This window comes from Neorhizobium tomejilense, from assembly GCF_964254135.1.
Taxonomy (GTDB): Bacteria; Pseudomonadota; Alphaproteobacteria; order Rhizobiales; family Rhizobiaceae; genus Neorhizobium; species Neorhizobium tomejilense.
This window is the reverse complement of sequence record NZ_CAXUSO020000001.1, coordinates 4,426,506-4,448,057: the sequence shown is the minus strand read 5'-3', so window position 1 is coordinate 4,448,057 and position 21,552 is coordinate 4,426,506. Positions and strand designations below refer to the sequence as shown.

Annotated in this window: 23 protein-coding genes; 8 read left to right on the top strand and 15 right to left on the bottom strand. The window is 61.6% G+C overall.

The genetic code is table 11. The annotated features are described in order from the left end of the window. Nucleotides 1–68: 68 nt before the first annotated feature. Entirely contained in the window at nucleotides 69–902 is an 834-nt protein-coding gene (locus tag ACSQ3G_RS21865) for a tetratricopeptide repeat protein (RefSeq protein WP_436111519.1), read from the top strand. Between the two features lie 311 nt (nucleotides 903–1,213). Here ACSQ3G_RS21865 and ACSQ3G_RS21860 read toward each other — a convergent pair whose 3' ends face one another. The 9 genes from ACSQ3G_RS21860 to ACSQ3G_RS21820 all read right to left on the bottom strand — a co-directional run bounded on the left by ACSQ3G_RS21860 (nucleotide 1,214) and on the right by ACSQ3G_RS21820 (nucleotide 10,090). After that, nucleotides 1,214–2,188, bottom strand: coding sequence for a type II secretion system F family protein (locus ACSQ3G_RS21860; RefSeq protein WP_046667267.1), 975 nt, complete (start codon nucleotides 2,186–2,188; stop codon nucleotides 1,214–1,216). Between the two features lie 12 nt (nucleotides 2,189–2,200). After that, nucleotides 2,201–3,214: a type II secretion system F family protein gene (locus ACSQ3G_RS21855; RefSeq protein WP_436111518.1), complete on the bottom strand. Its 1,014-nt coding sequence runs from the start codon at nucleotides 3,212–3,214 to the stop codon at nucleotides 2,201–2,203. A gap of 13 nt (nucleotides 3,215–3,227) precedes the next feature. After that, entirely contained in the window at nucleotides 3,228–4,718 is a 1,491-nt protein-coding gene (locus ACSQ3G_RS21850) for a TadA family conjugal transfer-associated ATPase (protein ID WP_436111517.1), read from the bottom strand. 15 nt (nucleotides 4,719–4,733) lie between these two features. Further along, the gene (locus ACSQ3G_RS21845) at nucleotides 4,734–6,029 is read right to left on the bottom strand and encodes a CpaE/TadZ family protein (protein ID WP_436111516.1); all 1,296 of its coding nucleotides are present in this window, start codon (nucleotides 6,027–6,029) and stop codon (nucleotides 4,734–4,736) included. A 21-nt stretch (nucleotides 6,030–6,050) separates the two neighbouring features. Further along, entirely contained in the window at nucleotides 6,051–6,731 is a 681-nt protein-coding gene (locus ACSQ3G_RS21840; RefSeq protein WP_436111515.1) for a CpaD family pilus assembly protein, read from the bottom strand. 51 nt (nucleotides 6,732–6,782) lie between these two features. After that, complete coding sequence (locus ACSQ3G_RS21835; RefSeq protein WP_436111514.1) at nucleotides 6,783–8,324, bottom strand: type II and III secretion system protein family protein; 1,542 nt, start codon at nucleotides 8,322–8,324, stop codon at nucleotides 6,783–6,785. Nucleotides 8,325–8,337: 13 nt separating this feature from the next. Further along, nucleotides 8,338–9,150, bottom strand: a complete 813-nt coding sequence (gene cpaB, locus ACSQ3G_RS21830; RefSeq protein WP_436111513.1) for a Flp pilus assembly protein CpaB — start codon at nucleotides 9,148–9,150, stop codon at nucleotides 8,338–8,340. Nucleotides 9,151–9,263: 113 nt separating this feature from the next. Then, a complete protein-coding gene (locus ACSQ3G_RS21825) occupies nucleotides 9,264–9,779 on the bottom strand; it encodes an A24 family peptidase (RefSeq protein ID WP_436111762.1) in 516 nt (171 codons plus the stop codon). Nucleotides 9,780–9,898: 119 nt separating this feature from the next. Next, a complete protein-coding gene (locus ACSQ3G_RS21820; protein WP_436111512.1) occupies nucleotides 9,899–10,090 on the bottom strand; it encodes a Flp family type IVb pilin in 192 nt (63 codons plus the stop codon). Nucleotides 10,091–10,492: 402 nt separating this feature from the next. On the opposite strand from ACSQ3G_RS21820, the gene ACSQ3G_RS21815 reads away from it, so the two are divergent. The 7 genes from ACSQ3G_RS21815 to ACSQ3G_RS21785 all read left to right on the top strand — a co-directional run bounded on the left by ACSQ3G_RS21815 (nucleotide 10,493) and on the right by ACSQ3G_RS21785 (nucleotide 15,912). Next, complete coding sequence (locus tag ACSQ3G_RS21815; RefSeq protein WP_245441167.1) at nucleotides 10,493–10,903, top strand: pilus assembly protein N-terminal domain-containing protein; 411 nt, start codon at nucleotides 10,493–10,495, stop codon at nucleotides 10,901–10,903. Between the two features lie 100 nt (nucleotides 10,904–11,003). Further along, a complete protein-coding gene (locus ACSQ3G_RS21810; protein ID WP_436111511.1) occupies nucleotides 11,004–11,642 on the top strand; it encodes a TadE/TadG family type IV pilus assembly protein in 639 nt (212 codons plus the stop codon). Further along, entirely contained in the window at nucleotides 11,642–12,235 is a 594-nt protein-coding gene (locus ACSQ3G_RS21805; RefSeq protein WP_436111510.1) for a TadE/TadG family type IV pilus assembly protein, read from the top strand. Before ACSQ3G_RS21810 ends, ACSQ3G_RS21805 begins: the two co-directional genes overlap by 1 nt. Nucleotides 12,236–12,347: 112 nt before the next feature. Beyond that, nucleotides 12,348–13,568, top strand: a complete 1,221-nt coding sequence (locus tag ACSQ3G_RS21800; protein ID WP_436111509.1) for a phosphopentomutase — start codon at nucleotides 12,348–12,350, stop codon at nucleotides 13,566–13,568. Beyond that, nucleotides 13,565–14,581, top strand: a complete 1,017-nt coding sequence (locus tag ACSQ3G_RS21795; protein WP_436111508.1) for an adenosine deaminase — start codon at nucleotides 13,565–13,567, stop codon at nucleotides 14,579–14,581. The genes ACSQ3G_RS21800 and ACSQ3G_RS21795 overlap by 4 nt, the downstream gene beginning before the upstream one ends. A gap of 61 nt (nucleotides 14,582–14,642) precedes the next feature. Next, nucleotides 14,643–15,272, top strand: coding sequence for a uracil phosphoribosyltransferase (gene upp, locus ACSQ3G_RS21790; protein ID WP_046667258.1), 630 nt, complete (start codon nucleotides 14,643–14,645; stop codon nucleotides 15,270–15,272). A gap of 124 nt (nucleotides 15,273–15,396) precedes the next feature. Then, nucleotides 15,397–15,912 (top strand): TIGR02281 family clan AA aspartic protease, encoded by a 516-nt coding sequence (locus ACSQ3G_RS21785; protein WP_436111507.1) that lies wholly within the window; start codon nucleotides 15,397–15,399, stop codon nucleotides 15,910–15,912. Here ACSQ3G_RS21785 and deoA read toward each other — a convergent pair whose 3' ends face one another. From deoA to ACSQ3G_RS21755, 6 genes are all read right to left on the bottom strand, one after another. Continuing rightward, nucleotides 15,913–17,223 (bottom strand): thymidine phosphorylase, encoded by a 1,311-nt coding sequence (deoA, locus tag ACSQ3G_RS21780; RefSeq protein ID WP_436111506.1) that lies wholly within the window; start codon nucleotides 17,221–17,223, stop codon nucleotides 15,913–15,915. It abuts the gene before it with no gap. 4 nt (nucleotides 17,224–17,227) lie between these two features. Then, nucleotides 17,228–17,998 (bottom strand): deoxyribose-phosphate aldolase, encoded by a 771-nt coding sequence (gene deoC / locus ACSQ3G_RS21775; RefSeq protein WP_436111505.1) that lies wholly within the window; start codon nucleotides 17,996–17,998, stop codon nucleotides 17,228–17,230. 213 nt (nucleotides 17,999–18,211) lie between these two features. After that, the gene (locus ACSQ3G_RS21770; protein WP_436111504.1) at nucleotides 18,212–19,000 is read right to left on the bottom strand and encodes a purine-nucleoside phosphorylase; all 789 of its coding nucleotides are present in this window, start codon (nucleotides 18,998–19,000) and stop codon (nucleotides 18,212–18,214) included. 10 nt (nucleotides 19,001–19,010) lie between these two features. Further along, nucleotides 19,011–19,403: a cytidine deaminase gene (locus ACSQ3G_RS21765; protein WP_436111503.1), complete on the bottom strand. Its 393-nt coding sequence runs from the start codon at nucleotides 19,401–19,403 to the stop codon at nucleotides 19,011–19,013. Between the two features lie 4 nt (nucleotides 19,404–19,407). Next, nucleotides 19,408–20,379, bottom strand: a complete 972-nt coding sequence (locus ACSQ3G_RS21760) for an ABC transporter permease (RefSeq protein WP_046638057.1) — start codon at nucleotides 20,377–20,379, stop codon at nucleotides 19,408–19,410. Between the two features lie 4 nt (nucleotides 20,380–20,383). Then, on the bottom strand, nucleotides 20,384–21,487 hold the full coding sequence (locus ACSQ3G_RS21755; protein ID WP_105438765.1) for an ABC transporter permease: 1,104 nt from the start codon (nucleotides 21,485–21,487) through the stop codon (nucleotides 20,384–20,386). Nucleotides 21,488–21,552: the final 65 nt, after the last annotated feature.

The following is a 21,552-nucleotide window of genomic DNA, read 5'->3' as shown; positions in this document are numbered from 1 at the left end:
TGGAAATGCGCTATATGCCCGCTCCCTATTCGGAAGACGTGGCACCGGACCGAACGAGACCGCACCCCATGACCGCTTCCGCAGCCGTGACGCTTCGCAAGACCCGCCTCGCCCAGACCGCCGCCCTCGCAATTCTCGCCGTTCTCTCGGTCACCGGCTGCGCGACGAAGCGGGATGTTGAAACGACGGGCTCGATCCCTAGGGCCTCGGCCGCCTCCATGGACGGCATGAACGCGAACGATCTTGCCAGCACCGAGAAGTCTGTCGGTGCGAGCTATGCCCGCGATCCCAAGAACAAGCAGATCGGGCTGCAATACGCGACAGTGCTCGGAATGACCGGCAAGAATGCGCAGGCGCTTGCCGTGATGCAGCAGGTGGCTATCGCCCACCCGGCCGATCGGGACGTGCTGGCGGCCTATGGCAAGGCGCAGGCCGGGGCCGGCCAGCTCGAACAGGCGCTCGCGACCATCAACCGCGCCCAGACCCCCGATCATCCGGACTGGCGGCTCTATTCGGCCGAAGGCGCCGTGCTCGACCAGCTCGGTCGCTCGGCGGAGGCCCGCCAGAAATACCGCATGGCGCTCGAGACCCAGCCGAACGAGCCGAGCGTGATGTCCAATCTGGGAATGTCCTACGTGCTTTCCGGCGACCTGAAGACGGCGGAAATCTACATGCGCAATGCCGCCGGCCAGCCCGCCGCCGACAGCCGCGTCCGCCAGAACCTGGCGCTGGTGGTCGGCCTACAGGGCCGCTTCGCGGAAGCCGAACAGATCGCCCGCCGGGAACTCTCGCAGCAGCAGGCCGATGCCAATGTCACCTATCTGCGTTCGATGTTATCCCAGCAGAATGCCTGGGCAAAGCTCGCCGACAAGGACGGCAAGAACAAGCCCAAGACGAATTGACCGGGCTACCGTCATCCCACCAAAAAACCGGCCTTTCGCCGGTTTTCCTGTTTTCCGGATGGTCCTCCATCGGTATGCCTTCAGATGAGGCGTGAAATCACCGTGATGATTCCGCCGATCAGGACGAGGTTCACGCAAAGTCTTGCCAGCATCGGGTATCCTCCAAAATCACGTGAGCGCTCCGATCCGTGTTCGTGAACGGACGGAATTTTTGCTCGATGAGGGGATATTGATCGATCGCCGCTGAATGCGGTCTGAAGCTGGAATTCAGGTGCCGTTCACCGTCGCCTCGGCGCTTGCTGCCGGCTTCATCAAAACTTGTCGGCGACCTGGATGCCGGCGGGGCCGAGAATGACGGCGATCAGCACCGGCAGGAAGAACAGGATCATCGGCACGGTCAGCTTCGGCGGCAGGGCGGCGGCCTTCTTTTCCGCCTCGTTCATCCGCTCGTCGCGTCCTTCCTGGGCGAGCACACGCAGCGCCGAGGCAATCGGCGTACCGTAGCGTTCCGCCTGGATCAGCGCCTGTGTAACCGCCTTGACGATATCGAGCTGGGTGCGGATGCCGAGATTTTCGAGCGCGGTGCGGCGGTCCTGCAGGAAGGAGAGCTCGGCCGTCGTCAGCACCATTTCCTCGGCTAGCGGCGGCGATGCCTGCGCCATCTCCTCGGCCACGCGGCGCATCGCCGCTTCCATGGAAATCCCCGATTCGACGCAGATCAGCATCAGGTCGAGCGCATCGGGCCAGGCCCGCTTGATGGAATGCTGGCGTTTCTTCACCCGGTTGGAAATGTAGATGTTCGGTGCATAAAAACCGATATAGGCGACGACGATCGCCGCCAGCATCCGGATCGGGAACGGCCGGGTGGCGAGGTTGCCGAGCACGAAAATCCAGACGATGGCGCCTGCGAGAAAAACGAAGGGCAGCAGGAAACGGGCCAGCAGGAACATGTTGAGGGCGTTCTGCGACCTCAGGCCGGCGGCACGAAGCCTGTTGACCGTGTTGTCGTCCACCAGCGCCTTGCGCAGATTGAAGCGCTCGACGATCTGCCGGACCGACTGATTGTTCTGTGCGCGCAGCGACGTCTTCGACTGTTCGGAATTCATGCGAGCGCGTTCGCGGGCGCGGATCTGTTCACGCTCCGTGGAGACCGCCTTCATGCGCTTGTCGAGGTCTCCCTTTTCGAGGAACGGGCTCGCCAGCGTGTAGAGGGTCGCGAAAACCGCCACGGCCACCAGGATGGCGAGCAGTGTGGTCGGGTCGGTGAGCGTCGTTGCCAGTCCCATCGCTCAATCCCCTCAGATGTCGAAGTTGATCATGTTGCGCATGACGAAAATGCCGATCGACATCCAGACGCCGGAAAACAAAAGGATCAGGTGCCCGCGCGGATCGGTGAAGATGATCGAGATGTACTGAGGCGAGGTGAGATAGACGAGCAGCGAGACGATGAAGGGCAAAGCGCCGATGATCACCGCCGAAGCCTTGGCTTCCATCGACAATGCCTGCACCTTGGCCTTCATTTTCCTGCGCTCGCGCAGCACCTTGGAAAGGTTGCCGATCGCTTCGGAAAGATTGCCGCCGGCCTGGCCCTGGATGGTGATGACGATCGCGAAGAAATTCACCTCCGGCAGCGGCATGGTCATCATCATGCGCGTGCAGGCTTCCGGAATGCTCAAGCCCACTTGCTGGGATTCGATCACACGGCGGAATTCCGTCTTCACCGGTTCCTGGCCGTCGGAAGCGATCAGCCGCATTGAATCGTTGAGCGGCAGGCCGGATTTGATCGATCGCACCATGACGTCGAGCGCATTCGGAAATTCATCGAGAAACTTCTTCTGGCGACGCTTGACCAGGAAACCGATGATCCAGCGCGGCAGCCCGACCGAGCTGACGAAGGCGGAACCGACGGCGCCGAGCAGCGGCAGGCCGGCGATCAGGGCCACGAGGAAAACGAAGACGCCGAAAAGGACGCTGAACATATAGAAGCGGCCCATCGTCAGGGACAGGCCGGTCTGGGGCAGCTTGGCCTTCAAGCTGCCGTCGGCCATCTTTTTGTTCTTCTCTTCCTGCTTCTTCTCCAGGTCCTTGATCGAATCCTGCATGGACTTGCGGCGCTTGGAAAGCTCCTGCACACGGTCGCGCGCGGCCTTGACCTTGTTGAGATCGGTTTCCGCCGATTTCACCCGGTTGAGCCGGCTGTCGGCCTTCTTTTCCACTTCCATGCGGGAGAACAACAGCGCGTAACAGACCGCCGCCGCGGCGACCGCCACGAGGGCGATGATCGCCACGACATTGATATCCAGCCCGAACATGGAACCCTGCTCCTCAGCTCTTGGTTTTTTCCATCGCGTCAAGCGCGGCAGAAAGGCGCTTTTCCTCGTTGTAATAACGGGCGCGGTCCCAGAAATGCGGCTTGACGATACCGGTCGACATGTGCTTGCCGATCAGGCGGCCATTGGCGTCCTCGCCGTCGATCTCGTAGCGCATCAGGTCCTGGGTGATGATCACGTCGCCTTCCATGCCCATCACCTCAGTGATCTGGGTAATGCGGCGCGAACCGTCGCGCAGGCGGGCCGCCTGAATGATGACGTCGATCGATCCGCTGATGATCTCGCGCACGGTCTTGGCCGGCAGCGAATAACCGCCCATGGCAATCATCGATTCCATACGGCTCAGGCATTCGCGCGGCGTGTTGGCGTGGATCGTGCCCATCGATCCGTCGTGGCCGGTGTTCATCGCCTGAAGCAGGTCGAAGACTTCGGGTCCGCGCACTTCGCCGACGATGATGCGCTCAGGCCGCATGCGCAGGCAGTTCTTGACGAGGTCGCGCATGGTAATCTCGCCCTCGCCCTCGATGTTCGGCGGGCGGGTTTCGAGCCGGACCACATGCGGCTGCTGCAGCTGCAGTTCGGCGGTGTCCTCGCAGGTGATGACCCGCTCTTCCTTGTCGATATAGTTGGTCAGGCAGTTCAGCAGCGTCGTCTTGCCCGAACCGGTACCGCCGGAAATGACGATGTTGCAGCGGACGCGGCCGATGACCTGCAGAAGCACAGCGCCTTCCGGGGTGATCGCGCCGAACTTGACGAGCTGGTCGAGGTTCAGCTTGTCCTTCTTGAACTTACGAATGGTGAGCGCCGGTCCGTCGATGGCGAGTGGCGGCGCGATGACGTTGACACGCGATCCATCCGGCAGGCGCGCGTCGCAGATCGGCGAAGATTCGTCGACGCGGCGGCCGACCTGGCTGACGATGCGCTGGCAGATCGACAGGAGCTGGGAATTGTCGCGGAAGCGGATTTCGGATTCGATCGTCTTGCCGGCGACTTCGATGAAGGTCTGCCCGGCGCCGTTGACCATGATGTCGGAGATGTCGTCGCGGGCGAGCAGCGGCTCCAGCGGGCCGTAACCCAGAACGTCGTTGCAGATGTCCTCGAGCAGTTCCTCCTGCTCGGAGATCGACATCGCGAAGTTCTTAATGGTGATGATATCGTTGACGATATCGCGGATTTCCTCGCGCGCGCTTTCCGCATCGAGCTTGGCAAGCTGGGAAAGGTCGATCGTATCGATCAGCGCCGAGAAGACCTGGCTTTTGGTGTCGTAATAGAGTTCCGTGCGCGCCGGGCGCTTGCGGGCGGTGGATTGCGGCGCGAGCGGCGGCGGCGAAGAGATCTGCTGCCGCTGGGTAACCGGATCGCGCACCGGCTCGGCAAGGATTTCCGGAGCGGCGGGCCGCGCCGCGGCAGGCGCAGGTGCCGCCGGCAGCGGCGGCGCTACGCTGCCGCTCTTCCCAAATCCCTCGTTTCCGCGTTTTCCAAACATACCGGTTTCCTGGTGTTATGCCTTCTTGCGCCCGAGCATGCCGAGCATCTTGCCGAGGCCACCCTTCTTCGCCTTCTTCATGGCGACGCGTCCCGTGACGATGTGGGCGATCTGCGAGAAGGTTTCGGCGACAGGCGATTTCGCATCGATTTCGGAGATCATGCGGCCGCTATTGGCAGCATTGCCGAACAACAGCACGTCGAAAGGCAGGATGGCGATCGGCTCGATCTCCAATGGTTCGATGAAATCGTTCGGAGCGATCTCCGGACGCTTCGGCATGCCGACCTGGTTGAGGATCAGATGCGGCGCACGGTCGTTCGGGCGAAGCTTCTTCAATGCATCGAGCATGTTCTTGGTGTTGCGCAGGTTGGCGAGATCGGGAACCGCGCAGATCACCACCTCGTCGACCTCCGAGAGAACCGCCCGCGTCCATTCCGTCCAGCCATGCGGGACATCCAGGACGGCCATCGGCGCGCTGCGCTGCAGGAGCTCGATGATCGGCGTGAACGCGTTGCGATCGAAATCATAGGCGCGATCGAGCAGCGAGGGAGCCGCCAGCAGCGAGAGATGCTCGGAGCACTTGGTCAGAAGGCGATCGAGGAAGACTTCGTCCAGACGTTCCGGCGCGAAGACGGCTTCCGCGATGCCCTGGGCCGGATCCTGATCGAAATCGATATTGGCGGTGCCGAAGGGAAGATCGAGATCGGCCAGGATGGTTTCGGTCGAGAACAGGTTCGAAATGCCGAAGGCGCAGTTATGCGCGATGGTCGAGGCACCGACGCCGCCCTTGGCACCAATGAAGGCGACCGATTTGCCAAGCGGCTCGGCTTCGGGATCCACGAAGATCGCCGAGATCGAAGCCAGCATGTCAGGCATCTGTACAGGGCCGACGAGGTATTCGGAAATGCCGTTACGGATCAGCTCTCGATAAAGCGAAATGTCATTGTAGCGGCCGACGACGATAACCCTGGTCGAGGGGTCGCACACTTCCGCAAGCGGCGTGAGCTCATGGAGCAGGTTCTTAGGCTCGGCGTCGGTTTCCAGGATGATGAGGTTCGGGGTCGGGGTGGACGAAAACATGTTGGCGGCAGCGCTGGTGCCGCCGATCGTCACACGCAGGTTGACCTTGGCCATGCGGCGATCGCGGGCCATGCGATCCATCATGCGCTGCATCCCGTCGCTTTCGCAGAAGGAATGGATAGAGATGCGCGGCAGCGGGCGCAGCGCGTCGAAATCGCCCGGACGATCGGCGTCCTCGGCAAACCCTTCACCCTGGCCGGGAGTGCGGATTTCGTAGTTGATCGCGCTCATCGTGTTCTCCGGTTCACTGGCTTACGGCGTCGTCGTGGCGGTGCCGCCGGTGCGGTAGTCGCTGATGACCTTGGCGCGCTGGGTGGCGTCGATCGGCGTTATGGCGCGCGGGGCGATGAGATCCGTTGGATTGGCGACCTGGGCTGCAAGATTGTTCTGGCTGGCGCAGCCGAAATTGTACCAGTTCTTGTTGCCGAACGTGTTGTCTGACAGGTCTGCCGGCCATTCGCCGCACTGGCCGGTCATCGCCTTGGTCGTCACGTAGGAAAGCCGGATCGGCGCGGCATCGCCATTTGGCGAGGCAGTGTAGCTGCTCATCAGGATCCGCTGCGGCTTGATGCCGGAACGCGTCAGCTCGCGGCGGATATCGCCCGCCAGATGCTGGGCTGCACCGGAATTATACGAGCCGGATGGCACCTGGATCTGCATCACGCCGGCCGGCGACGCCATGAAGTTTTGCGCAAAGCCCTTCACCGTATCCCGCATCCCGGTCGTCAGGCGGACATCACCCGAGGCGATCGGAATATCGAGGGTCGACTGACCTTCCGCCAACACGATCGGATGACGGGTGCGATAATCGTCGGGGATGGAGCCGGTGGTGAGCTGGCTGTTGCCGCAGGCCGACAGGAGCAGGCCGGATACGGCAAGCGCCAAAGCTGCGGCGACCCCGCTGCGACGGGACCTGGTTCTACCCTTGGTCATGGCATCCTGTCCTTCGGCCGATAGTTTCTGGGTTTCAATGTCCATGACCGCTCACTTGTAGATAAAGCCTACGGCGCCGTGATATTGGCCCGCCGCGACGGGTTCCTTACGGCCGTAGATCTTGTTGACGCGGTTCAGGAAGAAGGTCGCGGCATCGTTTTCCGGATTGAAGTTGTCGTCCGGCCGGGCGATCTCGTTGCGCGCAACGGGACGGACCAGATAAGGCGTCGCGATGATCACGAGTTCGGTTTCGTTGCGGATAAAGTCCTTGCTGCGGAAAAGCGTCCCGAACACCGGAACCTTGGAAATACCCGGCAGGCCGGACATTGCCTGTCGGACATTGTCCTGCACCAGGCCGGCGATGACGATGGAGCCGCCGGATGGCAATTCGACCGTGGTCGAAGCCTCGCGCTTGCGGATCGACATGTAGGTGTTGCCCGGAACCCGCAGGGAAGCGCCATTGCCCGTTACGGCAGAACCTTCGTAGGTCGGCTCCGACACGTTGGTTTCGATCACCAGGCTGATACGCCCGGGGGACAGAACGACAGGCTTGAAGTTCAGTTCAATACCATAATCGACGGTGTCGACCGTCTGCGTGACAGTACCCGCCTGGCCATCGACTTCCTGCTGGCCAGGCAGGCGGTATTCGCCGCCCACATAAAATTTCGCCTGCTGGCCGGATATGGCGGTCAGGCTGGGTTCGGCAAGCGTGCGCATGACGCCCGCTTGTTCCATGGCGTTCATATAAGTCGAAAGGCCGACATTCCCGATGTTGCCGGACATGATGCCTTGAGCAGCCAAGCCGACGGCATTTCCGAGATTGGCGGGATTGGCAAAGGAAATCGAGCCTTTGGGGCCGGTGACAGAGCCATTGAAACCGAGCTGCTTCAGGACCTGCCGGCTGACTTCCGCAACGGTCACCTTCAGCGTGACCTGATCCTCGCCCTCGATCGTCAGGAGGTTGACGATCTGGGACTGCTGCCGGGTCTCGGCGAAGATATCCGCGTCACCGTTATTGCCCTGAGCCGTGATATTGCGGGTGGTCGCCTCACCGCCCTTGAGGAAGGCGTTGGTCAGCTTCTCCGCCTGCGCCGAATCCTGCGGCGTCCGCACGCTGCCGGACAGCACGACGTTGTCGGAGATGATCTCGACCTTGATGTTCGATTCCGGCAGGAACCGGCGAAGGTTCTGTTCGAGGCCGGAAATATCGCGCTCGATAGCCACGTCCAGGCTGACAATTTCCTCGCCGTTGGGTCCGAACACGAAGACGTTGGTCTGGCCGACGGTCTTGCCAAAAAGGTAGATACGGCGGGAGGTGCGCGTCACCGCGTCGGCCATGCTCGGGTCGGCGACCAGAATGTCGTGGGCATCGGACGGCAGGTCGACAACCAGTGCCTTGTTGAGACCGAGTTGAAGCCGTTTGCGTATTCCGGGCCCGCCTTCTGTGATACGCACGACGCTGTTTTCGGCCGCCAGAGCTTGCGCCGGCTGAAGGCTGATCGGGGCGATATTCAGCGAAACGCCGGAAAAGGCGAGGCAAAAAGCCATGCCTGCCGCTGCCGAGCTACGAATCTTGAGTTTCAGACTGTTCACTTGAACGCTCCGTTCATTTCGCCTGCTCCGCCGTCGCCGTGCTCTTGACGATCGCCCCCGACTTGATGACCTGGATATCCGCCTTGCCATCCCCCCCATGCAGCAAATAGTCCGGGGCTACCGTGTCGGCCTCCTGCGAATCCGCGACCGAGCGCAGCGCGAGCGTCAGCCGTTGAGCCATCTGCTGGGCGACGGCGATGACCTTTGTCTGGTCCGGCGTCAGTTCCAGCGTCGCCGTCGTGCCGACGACGGATTTCTTGCCGTCCTCGCTCTCCTGGACCTGCTGGTCGATTGCGAGGACACGAACGTTGCTCAGGATGTTTTCGGTAATGTAGTTGCCGTTGTCCTTGTTCTCTCGCACCATGATGACGTCGACGCGGTCATTCGGCAGCACGAAGCCGCCGGCGCCAGTCGCAACCGAGATTTCAGTAGCGACTGCCCGTTTTCCGGATGGCAGCAGCGAGGACATGATCCGGCTGGATGAGTCGGCGATCTTCTCGGCGCGCATCGGCTCGCCCTTGAACATCGGCATGCGGACGACGACGCCCTGAAGCTCGGTCATGGCATTCGGGCGCGTGGAATCGGTGATGAACCCATCGACGATGCCGCTCGAGGGCCAGGACATCCATGCCATCGACTTATCGTTCAGCCGGCTGCCCACGGGCAGGTTCTCAGCCGTAACGAGCACCTTGACCGTCGGCTCCTTCTGGATGACGGTTTCCACCAGTTCGGGGGCCTTCGTGCCGGAAAGGCGCATGGCGAGCATGCCGGCGAGGCCCGCCGCCACCACGGCAACCGCTAGAATAATGATACGGGTGGGCTTCATGGCCATTCCTTGGGGGAACACTAACTTCCCGGAGAATGGCCTTCAATGGTGTAATTATAGTTAATGAGAAGCTTACAATTCTGGTTAACGCGATCTTTCAACCGCTGAAACCTTTATTGAAACGCCTTCATGGCCAGGAGATGGATCGGTGCCTGCTCGAAGGTCAGGAAGCCGGCGATCGCGATGGCGATACCGTAGGGGATTTTCTTGGCGTTGACGAGGGATGGCGGGAGGGGAATACCCATGGCCATGACCGACCCCGCCTGCGAGCGCAAGAGCAGGAAAACAAGGGTCACAGCGCCGCCGACATAACCGACGGTGACCAGGAAGACTAGAAGCGAATGATTGAAGCCAAACCAGATCGCAGCCGCGGTCAGCAACTTGGCATCGCCGCCGCCCATGACATTCAAAGCGAATAGGCCGAAGCAGACACCGAATACGGCGAGCCCGGCAACGAGGCTCATGCCTATCTCCGGCCATGCGAGACCTGAGAGCGGCGCGAGGATGAGAAAGGAGGCGACAAGGGCTGCCGATACCCGGTTTGGGATCGTCATCGTGACGAGATCAGAGATAGCGGCAAGCGCCAGTCCGAGCGGCAGGATGGACAGAACCAGAAACGCAACAATCATGCTTGCCATTCGTTCTCCATCCCGAGATTTGCATGCCGAAGGCTGCAAAGGCGTAGAGCTTCAAATAGGCAAAGCCGCCCCTGCGGGCGGCTTCACGCAATATCAACCAATCGGGCGAATTATCGGCTCGCCGCAGTGGTCTCAGCTGTGGTCATCTTGCCAGAGATTGTGGTGAAAGTCGTGCTCAGCGAATTGCCGAGGGTCGTTGCACCAGCGATCAGAGCGACGGAGATGAGGGCTGCGATGAGGCCGTACTCGATGGCCGTCGCACCAGACTCATCTTTCATGAAACGAGCGAAAATCTTGGTCATGGAACTCTCCTACTCCACATTTGTTGTTCAGCACTTCCCGACAACTGTTTTCCGTTGTTCGGATGACTGAAACCTACAGAGGGACGATTGCCATCGGCTTAAGGAACATCGTTACCGAGCCGTTAACGGAGGATTGCCGGTTGCGTGGTAAACGAACAGGAAAGAACAAAACTTGCATTCGAGCGACCACCCGCTTCTGCTCATAATCTGCTAATGTGCATTTTTTTACAGAACCTTAATTTGCATGCAGGAAGTCTGAAATTCGCTTCCATGGGTTGCAATCCCGGTCAATCGCCAGTGGTTAAGACAAGACCGAGAACCGCCTTCTGTGCCACTTAACCCTTCATTCACCAATCGCAGCCATCCTTGCGCAGATAACAATCTCACCTGAAGGCCCCTCCAATGCTGTTCCGTAGCGTCATGGTCCGACTCCTCGCCATATGCGGTGTCGTCTTCGCGGGCGCAGGACCATCGGCGGCGCAGGACCAGGGGGACCTTCTGCGCGTATTCATGAACCACGCGCGCGTGCTTAAACTCGACAGGCCGGTCAGCAAGGTCATCGTCGGCAACTCGAACGTGGCCGATGCCACCGTTGCGGATTCCACCACCATCGTCCTGACCGGCCGCAGCTTCGGCACCACCAATCTCGTGCTGCTGGACGCCGAGGGCAATGCGATTGCCGATGAACGCGTCCTCGTCTCCATCGACGAAGGGAATACGGTGCGCGTCTTCCGGCAAACCGAACGTTCCATCCTTTCCTGCACACCCAATTGCGAGCAGCATGCGGAGTTCAAGAACACCGCTACGCCCTGATCGGGGACAGATGGTTAAACTGCTGTGTATCGCCGCAACGGAATCTCAATAATCCAGCCATAGGATCGGCACGCTCAAGCCGAGCTGTCGGACGGGAACCATGTGCCAGGATTATGACGATACCAAAAGCAGGGCGCCTATGCCTATAAGAGGCAAGGGCGCGTGGCGGCGGATTGCCCGCTCCAAGGACGGCGCTGCCGCAATCGAATTCGCGTTGCTGGCCATTCCCTATTTCCTGATCGTCTTCGCGATCGTCGAAACTTTCATCGCCTATACGGGAGAACAGCTTGTCGCCAATGCCGTCGACACGATGGCGCGCAAGCTCAGGACCGGCAACATCACCTATGGGCTCAATCGCGGCACCGACAAGACCCAAACAGAATTCCGCCGCGCCTTCTGCGACGAAATATCGATCATGATCAAGTGCAGCGAGGAGGAAATCGCGACGCCGGATAAACTTCTGCTCGATGTCCGCTCGTTCGCCACCTTTGCACTCATTCCGACGACAATTCCGCGTTCGACCTCCGGCAACGCTTTCGGCGAACTCGATACGTCTTCCTTCGCCTATGCGCCAGGCCCCGCGAAAAGCATCAACATGCTGCGGGCTTATTACCGTTGGGACGTCATCACCGATCTGATCCGGCCCTACATCACCAATGTGCGACCTGAGGGCGGCGGGCGTCCGAACTATTTCCTGATCGTCGAAACATCCGCCTTCCGAGCCGAGGACTATCCGTGATGGAACAGCAAAAGCGGCAGCCGCGGACGCGATATCCGGGCATGTTGACCCGCCTCAAGCAGCTGGTGGCTGACCGGCGCGGCGTTGGTGCCGTGGAGTTCGCCCTGATCGCGCCGCTGCTTCTCAGCCTTTATATCACGTCCTTCGAGATCACCATCGGACTCAGCGTCTCCAAGCGGGTGACGCGTAGCGCCAGCACCATCGCCGATCTGGTGACCCGGGAAACGAGCGTCGACAAGACGATCCTCATGACGATGAAGGACGTGACCGCAAGTCTGTTTGCGCCCTATACGCCCAACACGCTCAGCATCAAAGTCACGGGGGTGACACTCGATGCCACTGGCAATCCGACCGTTGCCTGGTCCTGGGACGATAAAGATGGCAGGCCCTATGCGATCGGGTCCGCGGTCCAAGTGCCGGCCGATATGCACCTAGCCAATTCCTTCCTTGTCCGGGCGGAAGTCTCAGTTCATCATGAACTCCTGATGTTCATGCCCGGTCTCCTGCCGAACAGTGTTCGGGACCTCACTATTTCGCGGGAGTATTTCTACCGCCAGCGCCTCGGAGACAGTGTCAACTGCACCAATTGCTGAAGCGCATCGGACGTTATCCCCTTTGCCAATACGCGCGCACGGCTATATGAATCCCGATTCGAGCCGGCCAGCAGAACCGTCGGCTGGCGATATTCCAACTTCCGGGTGACTGATGGCGCGTGCCTTCCTGTTCGTTCTTGATTCATTCGGCGTGGGCGGCGCCCCGGATGCGGACGAGTATGGCGATCTGGGCTCCAACACGCTCGGGCATATAGCGGAGTTCTGCGTGGCCGGCGTCGGCGACCGGGCGGGCCTCAGGGAAGGCCCGCTGCATCTGCCGAACATGTCGTCGCTCGGGCTTCTGGAAATCGCCAAGCTTGCCAGCGGCGACTATCCCGCCGGCATGCCGATGCCGGAGCGGATCTTCGGCCTGCACGGCGCGGCCAACGAAATTTCCCGCGGCAAGGATACGCCCTCCGGCCATTGGGAAATCGCCGGGACGCCCGTGATGTTCGATTGGGGTTATTTCCCGACCGAAGGCGAGGCCTTCTCTCCCGAACTGGTGGATGCCATCTGCCGTGAAGGCGACATTGCGGGCATTCTGGGCAATTGCCACGCATCCGGCACCGAAATCATCGCCCGGCTCGGGGAAGAGCATATCCGTACTGGAAAGCCTATCTGCTACACGTCGACGGACTCCGTTTTCCAGATTGCCGCCCACGAGACTTATTTCGGCCTCGAGCGGCTGCTCAGGCTCTGCGAAACCGTCCGAGTGCTGCTCGATCCGATGAATATCGGCCGTGTGATCGCGCGGCCTTTCCTCGGCGAAACGGCAGAGACGTTCGAGCGCACCGGCAATCGCCGTGATTTCTCCGTGCCTCCGCCGGAGCCGACATTGCTCGACCGGCTGATCCGAGGCGGTCGTTCGGTGCATGCCATCGGCAAGATCGGCGACATCTTCGCCCACCAAGGCGTTTCGCGCGTCATCAAGGCGAACGGCAATGCGGCGCTGATGGACGCGACCCTTGCCGCCATGGACGAGGCGGCACTGGGCGATCTGGTTTTCACCAATTTTGTCGATTTCGACATGCTCTACGGCCATCGCCGGGACGTGCCGGGTTATGCCGCGGCGCTCGAAGCCTTCGACCGCGCCCTGCCGGACGTCCATCGGCGGCTGAAGCCGGGCGACCTCGTCATCCTCACTGCCGATCATGGCTGTGACCCGACCTGGCGCGGCACCGACCACACCCGCGAGCGGGTGCCGGTCATGGCGTTCGGGCCGGGCATCCGCTCCCGCTCTATCGGGATCAGGTCAAGCTACTCGGACATTGCCGAAACCATTGCCGCGCATCTCTCGATCCCGCTCGGGCCCAACGGATGGAGCTTCCTTTGACCAAACACCTCCTCAAGGCCGAGATTCACTGCCATATCGAAGGCGCCACGCCGCCGGCACTGGCGGCAAGCCAAGCCAGGAAATATGGCGTCGATGCGAGCAAGGTGTTGCGTGACGGTGCCTACGCCTGGTCGGACTTTTCCGAATTTCTCGTCTGCTACGATGCGGTTGCCAGCCTGTTCAGAACGGCTGACGACTACGCGCTGCTGACCGAGACCTATCTTCTGGAACTCGCCGCCGCCAACACGATCTACAGCGAAATCATCGTCTCGCCCGATCACGGAGACCGGATCGGGCTCGGCGCCGATGCCTATCTTGCCGGCATCTGCGACGGCATCCATGCGGCGCGTGAGAAAACCGGGATCGAGGCGCGGATCATCGTAACGGGTGAACGGCATTTCGGCCCGGACCGGGTGATCTCGGCCGCGGAATATGCGGCACGGGCGAAAAACCCGCTGGTGACCGGTTTCAACATGGCCGGCGAGGAACGCATGGGCCGCGTCGCCGACTATGCCCGCGCCTTCGATATCGCCCGCGATGCCGGACTGGGCCTGACCATCCACGCCGGCGAGGTCTGCGGTGCCTTCAGCGTCACCGACGCGCTCGACCTGGTGAAGCCTTCCCGGATCGGCCATGGCGTCCGGGCGATCGAGGATCCGGCACTCGTGGAACGGCTTGTCGAGCTCGGCACCGTGCTGGAGGTCTGCCCGGGCTCGAACATCGCGCTGAACGTGTTTCCGGATTTCGACAGCCACCCGCTGAAACGTCTCAAGGCCGCCGGCGTGCGGGTCTGCATCAATTCCGATGACCCTCCCTTCTTCCACACCTCGCTCGCCCGCGAATACGAGATCGCTTCGGCGATCATGGGAATGCCGGATGACGAGATCGATGAGATGACGCGCACGGCGATCGAAGCTGCCTTCGTGGACGAAGAGACAAGGGCAAAGCTGATCGCCCGGTTCGACGCACAGGCTGGATCAGAGGCTGGGGATGAGGCGGCCATACGCGCCTGATGGGTTGCGGAACCGGCCTTTTTCCTGAATGAAGAGACAGGCAAACAATAAGGGGAAGCTCATGAACGGCGTCACTGTCATTGATCATCCGCTGGTGCAGCACAAGCTGACGATCATGCGCAAGAAGGAAACCTCGACGGCGGGTTTCCGGCGGCTGCTCCGGGAAATCTCGATGCTGCTCTGCTACGAGGTAACCCGCGACCTCGAACTGACCATGGAAACCATCGAGACGCCGCTCACGCAAATGCAAGCGCCGGTCGTCGAGGGCAAGAAGCTGGTCTTCGCTTCGATCCTGCGTGCCGGCAACGGGCTTCTGGAAGGCATGCTGGAACTGGTGCCCTCGGCCCGCGTCTCGCATATCGGCGTCTACCGCGACCACGAGACGCTGCAGCCGGTCGAATATTACTTCAAGGCGCCGGACGATATCGCAGAGCGGCTGATCATCGTTGTCGATCCGATGCTGGCGACCGGCAACTCCTCGATCGCCGCAGTCGACAAGCTGAAGGAACGCGGAGCGCACAATATCCGCTTCCTCTGCCTGCTTGCAGCGCCCGAGGGCATCGCCAACTTCCGCGCGGCGCATCCGGACGTGAAGATCTACACGGCCTCGATCGACAGCCATCTCGACGAAAATGGCTATATCGTGCCCGGTCTCGGTGACGCCGGCGACCGCATGTACGGTACCAAGTAATTAATTTAGAATTCGCTTACCAAGCTTTGAAATGAACGGCCTGCGAAGATTTCGCGGGCCGTTTTCTTATGGTTTTCCGGTTATGCAGGAAGCGGATATCCGGTTCATGCCGAGAGGATTGTTCATGCTCCTGCGCACCGTCATTTTTGCCGCCGTAGCGGCGCTGCTGGCGACACAGATCCCAGCGATGATCCAGCGTGCCGACCATCCGCCGGAGGCGATGGCCGCCGTCGGAGCGCCCGCAAAGGCGACCCCTGTCTCCGTGACGTCCGGCAGCGTGACGCTGGAAGTGGATGGACGCGGACATTTCAACGGCACGTTCCGAATGAACGGCAAATCCGTCGACGGCCTCGTGGATACCGGGGCATCCCTGGTGGCGATCAACGAGAGCACGGCCCGCAAGCTGGGCTACAGCGCCAACGGCCTGGATTTTCGCTACACGGTCAATACCGCCAATGGCGGCACCGAGGCGGCGCACGTGGTCCTCGACCGGATCGAGATCGGCGGCGTCCGCGTCAAGGACGTCGATGCCTTCGTGCTGCGCGACAAGGCGCTGACCGGTACCCTGGTCGGCATGAGTTTCTTGAAGAAGCTTAAATCCTTCCAGGTGGAAGGCGGGAACCTGAAGCTGATCCAGTGATCAGCCGACGCGCTTGAGGATTACCGGCGCGGCTGCGACCGGAGCATCTGAGATCGTGTAGAAACGCGCGACATCCTCGGCGATCCGCTTGGCGTCCTCTTCAGTTCTGGCATGTACCATGGCGATCGGCTCGCCTTCCGACACCGGGCTACCGAGCGGCAAAAATGCGCTTATGCCGACACGATGATCGATCGGATCCGCCGCCCGCTTGCGGCCTCCGCCGAGTTCGACCACGGCCAGGCCGAGGGCGCGGGTCTCGCAGGCGGCAAGGTATCCATCGCGCGGCGCCGGCACACGCAGCTGCACCGGCGCGCGCTGCAGATAGACATCCGGCCGCTCGCAGAAATCCACTGGCCCTCCGAGCGCATGGACCATACGGGCGAAACGCTCTATAGCTTCGCCGGAACTCAGGGCCAGTCGCGCATTCTCCTCGGCTGCCGACAGGTCACGCGCCACACCTGCCTGAACCAGCATTTCCGCGGCTTGCGCCAGAACGACGGCTTCAAGCCGCGTACCGGCTTTCAGTCCGGCGAGGAAATCGAGACAGTTGGCGATTTCGAGCGCATTGCCGGCCGCATCGGCGAGCGGCTGGTTCATGTCGGTGAGCAACGCTGCCGTCTTCACGCCGGCACCGTTCGCCACGTCGACCAGTGAGCGGGCCAGCGTTTCGGCCTCCTCCAGACTTTCCATAAAGGCGCCGTTGCCGACCTTCACGTCGAGCACGAGGCTGCCGAGCCCGGCCGCGAGTTTCTTGGAGAGGATGGAGGCGGTAATCAGCGGCACCGATTCGACGGTCGCCGTCACGTCGCGGATGCCGTAGAGCCGGCGGTCGGCAGGAGCGAGGTCGCTCGTCTGCCCGATAATGGCACAGCCGACCTCGTCTACCACTTTGCGGAACAAAATCTCGTCCGGCATGACGCTGTAACCGGGGATCGACTGCAGCTTGTCGAGGGTGCCGCCGGTATGCCCGAGCCCGCGGCCGGAAATCATCGGGACCGCAAGACCGCAGGCGGCAACGATCGGCGCGAGCATCAGCGAGACGTTGTCGCCGATGCCGCCGGTCGAATGCTTGTCCGCCACCGGTCGGCCAAGGCCGTCCCAATTCAGGACAGTCCCGGAATCACGCATGGCGAGCGTCAGCGCTACCGTCTCATCGCGGGACATGCCCCGAAAGAAGACAGCCATGGCGAAGGCAGCCGCCTGGCCCTCGGAGATTTCCTCTCTTGTCAGGGCCGCGATGAAGGCTGCGATCTCCTCGCCGGCGAGGACTTTTCCGTCGCGTTTGCGACGGATGATCTCCTGAGGGATCATCCTGTCAGTAGCCGCTTGATGCGCGGACAGTGGTGCCGCCGCTCAGCACGCCGAGAATATCGTCAAGCAGGCTGGATGCGCCGAACCGGAAGGTGGACGGCATGATCCAGTTCGGAGCCATGATCGTTTCGGCAAGCCGGAAGTAGAGATCGGCGTCGGCAACAGTCGATATCCCGCCGGCAGGCTTGAAGCCGACCCGCTTTTTCGAATCCCGGATCGCCTGCAGCATGATATCGGCAGCTTCGAGCGTCGCGTTGACGGCGACCTTGCCAGTCGATGTCTTGATGAAATCGGCGCCGGCAGCAATCGCCAGTTCGGAACCGCGGCGGATCAGCGCGCTGTCCTTGAGCTCGCCCGTCTCGAGGATCACCTTCAGGCACGCATCGGGGCAGGCAGCGCGGACGGCCTCGACCATTTCGGTCACCGCGGCCTCGTCTCCCGCGAGCAGCTTGCGATAGGGAATGACCATGTCGATCTCGTCGGCGCCATCCTTGATCGCCTGCCGCGTCTCTTCGACCACGGTCGCGACGGCCAGATCGCCCGACGGAAAATTCACGACGGTCGCGATCCGGATCGGATGCTCGGGGCCTAAGATCTGGCGCGCATGGGCGACGAAACGCGGCCAGATGCAGATCGCCGCCGTGTTGCCATAAGACGTCTGGGCGCGCAGGCACAGTTTCTCGATAGCCGCATTGTCGCAATCGTCGCGCAGGTTCGTCAGGTCGAGAAGCGATAGCGCGAAGGCTGCCGCCTCGCGCGGGCTCAGGAGTTCCATGTCGAGTGCCTCCCCGGCTTGGTTACTGCGCCGCGCGACCGTTGGCCGCGTCAGGGACCCAGTAAATTCAAAGGCGACGCAGGTCCGGTCAAAGTCTGTTCGACTTCTGGGTCATGCGCCTGATCATATTTACCGTTCAAACGATTAGATGCAAGCCACACCGGCGGGACGCACGGCCGCACGGGACGTATCCGATTGAAATACATCGTGTAATCAGGCCAACATTTCTTTCAGAATAGCCGCCAGCCGCTGCCCTCCGACGGGGGCCATGTCCTTGGTTTCCGCGTGGCTGAGCTCCGCACCGGTCATGCCTGCGCCGAAATTCGTGATGACCGACGCGGCCGCAACCTTGAGCCCGAAATAGCGTGCGAGGATGACTTCCGGTACCGTCGACATGCCGACCGCGTCGGCGCCAAGCGTGCGCGCCATGCGGATTTCCGCCGGCGTCTCGAAGCTCGGTCCGGAGAACCACATGTAGACCCCAGAAAACAGCGGGACACCGCAACGGATCGCCGCATTGCGCATGTCGAGCGCGAGGTCTGCATCATAGGCGGTGGTCATGCCGACAAAACGCCCGTCGCCTTCCTCGCCGATCAGCGGGTTCATACCGGAATAGTTGATGTGGTCGGAAATCTGCATCACCGAGCCCGGCGGCATATCCTCCTTGAGGGAGCCTGCCGAGTTGGTCAGGATCAGCGACTGGACGCCAAGGCCCTTCATCACCTCGATCGGAAAACGCATCACCTTGGCATCGCCGCGCTCGTAATAATGAGCGCGTCCGGAAAGCATGATGACCGGCTCGGCTCCGAGATAACCGGCGACGATCTCACCCGCATGCCCGGTGACGCCGCTCGCCGGGAAACCGTCGAGCGCGCCATAGGGGATGCGGACGGCCTCCGTCACCTCGTTCACCAGCGAACCGAGGCCTGAACCGAGCACGACCGCGTGGCGCGGCACCAGGCCATCCAGGCGATCGACGAGCAGATCGATGACTTGCCTCATGTCTGCCCCCTCAGCCGATCGCGTCAGTTTCGAAAGCATAAGGGAGAAGCTCCGCCATGGTGACGGTCTTCTGCACGCCGAGATCGTCGCAGAGATAGATGCGCGTATTGGCGGAGGCGAACTCGGCGATCTTTTGCCGGCAGCCGCCGCAGGGCGAGCAGAGCGCCAGCTTTTCGGCGATCACCGCCAGTTCGACGATCTTCTTTCCGCCGCCCATGATCATTGCGCCGATCGCCGTCGGCTCGGCGCACCAGCCCTGGGGGAAGGAGATGTTCTCGATATTGGCGCCAAGATAGACCTTGCCGTCATCGGCGCGGATCGCCACACCCACCGGGAACTTCGAATAGGGGGCATGAGCCTTGGACATCGCGTCGCGGGCAGCTTCGAAAAGATCGTGAGACATCTGATCAGCGCTCCTTGGTATAGGGCACGCCGCCGGCCTTGGGCGGGCGGGCGGTGCCGATGAAACCGGCGAGCAATACGCAGGTGAGGATATAGGGCAGCGCCTGGAAGATCTGTACCGGCACTTCGCCGATCAGCGGCAGCGATTTGCCCTGCATGAAATTGGCGAACGCATCGAGGAAACCGAAGAGCAGGCAGGCGAGCATGACCGGCACCGGTTTCCACTTGGCGAAGATCAGCGCCGCGAGCGCGATGTAACCCTTGCCGGCCGACATGTTGTTGATGAAGGCGGCCGATTGGGCGATCGACAGATAGGTGCCTGCGAAACCGCAGAGGAATCCTGCGACGATCAGCGAGCGATAGCGCATCCAGGCAACCGAAATGCCGGCGGTATCCACCGCACCCGGATTTTCACCGACGGCGCGCAGGCGCAGCCCAAAGCGGGTGCGATAGAGAACCCACCAGGAGATCGGCACCATCAGGAAGGCGATGTAGGTGAGGATGTTGTTGCCGGAGATCACGTTGGCATAAAGCGGGCCGATGATCGGCACGTCGCGCATCATGTCGGCGCCCGGCAGGACGATGGAAGAGAAGCGGCCTTCAGGTGGAACCTGGCCGGTGCGCCCGCCCTGCCTGAACCAGGCCTGGCCGAGCACGATCGTCAGACCCGCAGCCACAAAATTCAGCGCCACGCCGGAGACGATCTGGTTACCGCGATTGGTGATCGAGGCAAAGCCGTGCACGAACGAAAATACGATCGAGACGCCGATGCCGCCGAGCAGGCCGAACCAGGCATTGCCGGTCCAGTAGGCGACGCAGGCTGCCGCGAAGGCGGATGCCAGCATCTTGCCTTCCAGGCCGATATCGAAAATGCCGGCGCGTTCCGAAAAGAGGCCGGCAAGCGCCGTGAACAGAAGCGGGATCGAAAGGCGAACCGCCGAGCCGAGAATGCTGATGAAAATATCGAAATAATCCATGAGCCTACTTCCCGGTGAGCTGCTGGTAGAGCCGGACGATGGACGGGCGTAGCATGTATTCCAGTGCCCCGGCGAACAGGATCACCATGCCCTGGATGACGACGATCATGTCACGCGTGATGCCCGGCATGTCGAAGGAGAGTTCGGCCCCGCCCTGGTAGAGAATGCCGAAGAGCAGCGCCGCCAGGATGATACCTGCCGGATGATTGCGGCCCATCAGCGAGACGGCGATGCCGACGAAGCCGGCGCCCCCGACGAATTCGATCTGCAGGCGGGCGGAAGCGCCCATCACCGGGTTCAGCGCCATCATGCCGGCAAGACCGCCGGAGATCAGCATGGTGATCATGACGATCTTGGAATAGCGGATGCCGGCGTAACTCGCAGCCGTCGGGCTGATGCCGAGCGTGCGCATTTCGTAGCCGAGCTTGGTGCGCCAGATCAGTACCCAGACCAGGAAGCACATGATCAGCGCGATCAGGAACGAGAAGTTGAGCGGTGCCGCGCCGATCTTGCCGCCAAACATGGCGATCAGCCAATCGAGCTTGGGAAGCTGACCGCCGGGCAAGAAGGTACGGGTTTCCGGCGCCATCTTGCCAGGCACGATCAGCACCCGCACCAGCATGTAGTTCATCAGCGACGAGACGATGAAATTGAACATGATGGTGGTGATGACGATATGGCTGCCGCGCTTGGCCTGCAGCCAGGCGGGAATGGCGGCGCAGGCCGCCCCGAACAGGGCAGCGCCGATCACCGCGAAAGGCATGGTGACATACCAGGGCACATAGCGGTCCATGGCGAGCGCCACCAGCGCCGCACCAAGACCGCCGAGATAGGCCTGGCCTTCCGAACCGATGTTGAACAGGCCGGCATGGATCGCGACCGCCACCGAAAGACCGGTGAAGATGAAGCTCGTCGTGTAGAACAGCGTGAAACCGATGCCCTCGCCACGGCCGAGCGCGCCGATCAACAGCAGCTGCAGCGCCTCGAACGGGCTTTCGCCGATCGCCCAGACGACCAGACCGGAAAAGAAGAAGGCCAGGATGAGATTGAGCAGGGGGATGAGGCCGTAATTGATCCAGGCGGGAAGCGGAACGGATGCGGTGGTCATGCCCCTGCCCTCGTCCGCGGTGCCGCCGCCGAAAGTCCGATCATTCCATGCTCCGGATGGGTCAT

Coding starts and splice junctions, on each gene's coding strand:
- ACSQ3G_RS21860 (WP_046667267.1), bottom strand. CDS start 2,188: ATGGGACTGGCAACGACGCTCACCGACCCGACCACACTGCTCGCCATC.
- cpaB (WP_436111513.1), bottom strand. CDS start 9,150: ATGAAGCCCACCCGTATCATTATTCTAGCGGTTGCCGTGGTGGCGGCG.
- ACSQ3G_RS21815 (WP_245441167.1), top strand. CDS start 10,493: ATGCTGTTCCGTAGCGTCATGGTCCGACTCCTCGCCATATGCGGTGTC.
- upp (WP_046667258.1), top strand. CDS start 14,643: ATGAACGGCGTCACTGTCATTGATCATCCGCTGGTGCAGCACAAGCTG.
- ACSQ3G_RS21800 (WP_436111509.1), top strand. CDS start 12,348: ATGGCGCGTGCCTTCCTGTTCGTTCTTGATTCATTCGGCGTGGGCGGC.
- ACSQ3G_RS21845 (WP_436111516.1), bottom strand. CDS start 6,029: ATGAGCGCGATCAACTACGAAATCCGCACTCCCGGCCAGGGTGAAGGG.
- ACSQ3G_RS21805 (WP_436111510.1), top strand. CDS start 11,642: ATGGAACAGCAAAAGCGGCAGCCGCGGACGCGATATCCGGGCATGTTG.
- deoC (WP_436111505.1), bottom strand. CDS start 17,998: ATGGAACTCCTGAGCCCGCGCGAGGCGGCAGCCTTCGCGCTATCGCTT.
- deoA (WP_436111506.1), bottom strand. CDS start 17,223: ATGATCCCTCAGGAGATCATCCGTCGCAAACGCGACGGAAAAGTCCTC.
- ACSQ3G_RS21840 (WP_436111515.1), bottom strand. CDS start 6,731: ATGACCAAGGGTAGAACCAGGTCCCGTCGCAGCGGGGTCGCCGCAGCT.
- ACSQ3G_RS21760 (WP_046638057.1), bottom strand. CDS start 20,379: ATGGATTATTTCGATATTTTCATCAGCATTCTCGGCTCGGCGGTTCGC.
- ACSQ3G_RS21770 (WP_436111504.1), bottom strand. CDS start 19,000: ATGAGGCAAGTCATCGATCTGCTCGTCGATCGCCTGGATGGCCTGGTG.
- ACSQ3G_RS21825 (WP_436111762.1), bottom strand. CDS start 9,779: ATGATTGTTGCGTTTCTGGTTCTGTCCATCCTGCCGCTCGGACTGGCG.
- ACSQ3G_RS21755 (WP_105438765.1), bottom strand. CDS start 21,487: ATGACCACCGCATCCGTTCCGCTTCCCGCCTGGATCAATTACGGCCTC.
- ACSQ3G_RS21810 (WP_436111511.1), top strand. CDS start 11,004: ATGTGCCAGGATTATGACGATACCAAAAGCAGGGCGCCTATGCCTATA.
- ACSQ3G_RS21855 (WP_436111518.1), bottom strand. CDS start 3,214: ATGTTCGGGCTGGATATCAATGTCGTGGCGATCATCGCCCTCGTGGCG.
- ACSQ3G_RS21765 (WP_436111503.1), bottom strand. CDS start 19,403: ATGTCTCACGATCTTTTCGAAGCTGCCCGCGACGCGATGTCCAAGGCT.
- ACSQ3G_RS21865 (WP_436111519.1), top strand. CDS start 69: ATGACCGCTTCCGCAGCCGTGACGCTTCGCAAGACCCGCCTCGCCCAG.
- ACSQ3G_RS21785 (WP_436111507.1), top strand. CDS start 15,397: ATGCTCCTGCGCACCGTCATTTTTGCCGCCGTAGCGGCGCTGCTGGCG.
- ACSQ3G_RS21850 (WP_436111517.1), bottom strand. CDS start 4,718: ATGTTTGGAAAACGCGGAAACGAGGGATTTGGGAAGAGCGGCAGCGTA.
- ACSQ3G_RS21820 (WP_436111512.1), bottom strand. CDS start 10,090: ATGACCAAGATTTTCGCTCGTTTCATGAAAGATGAGTCTGGTGCGACG.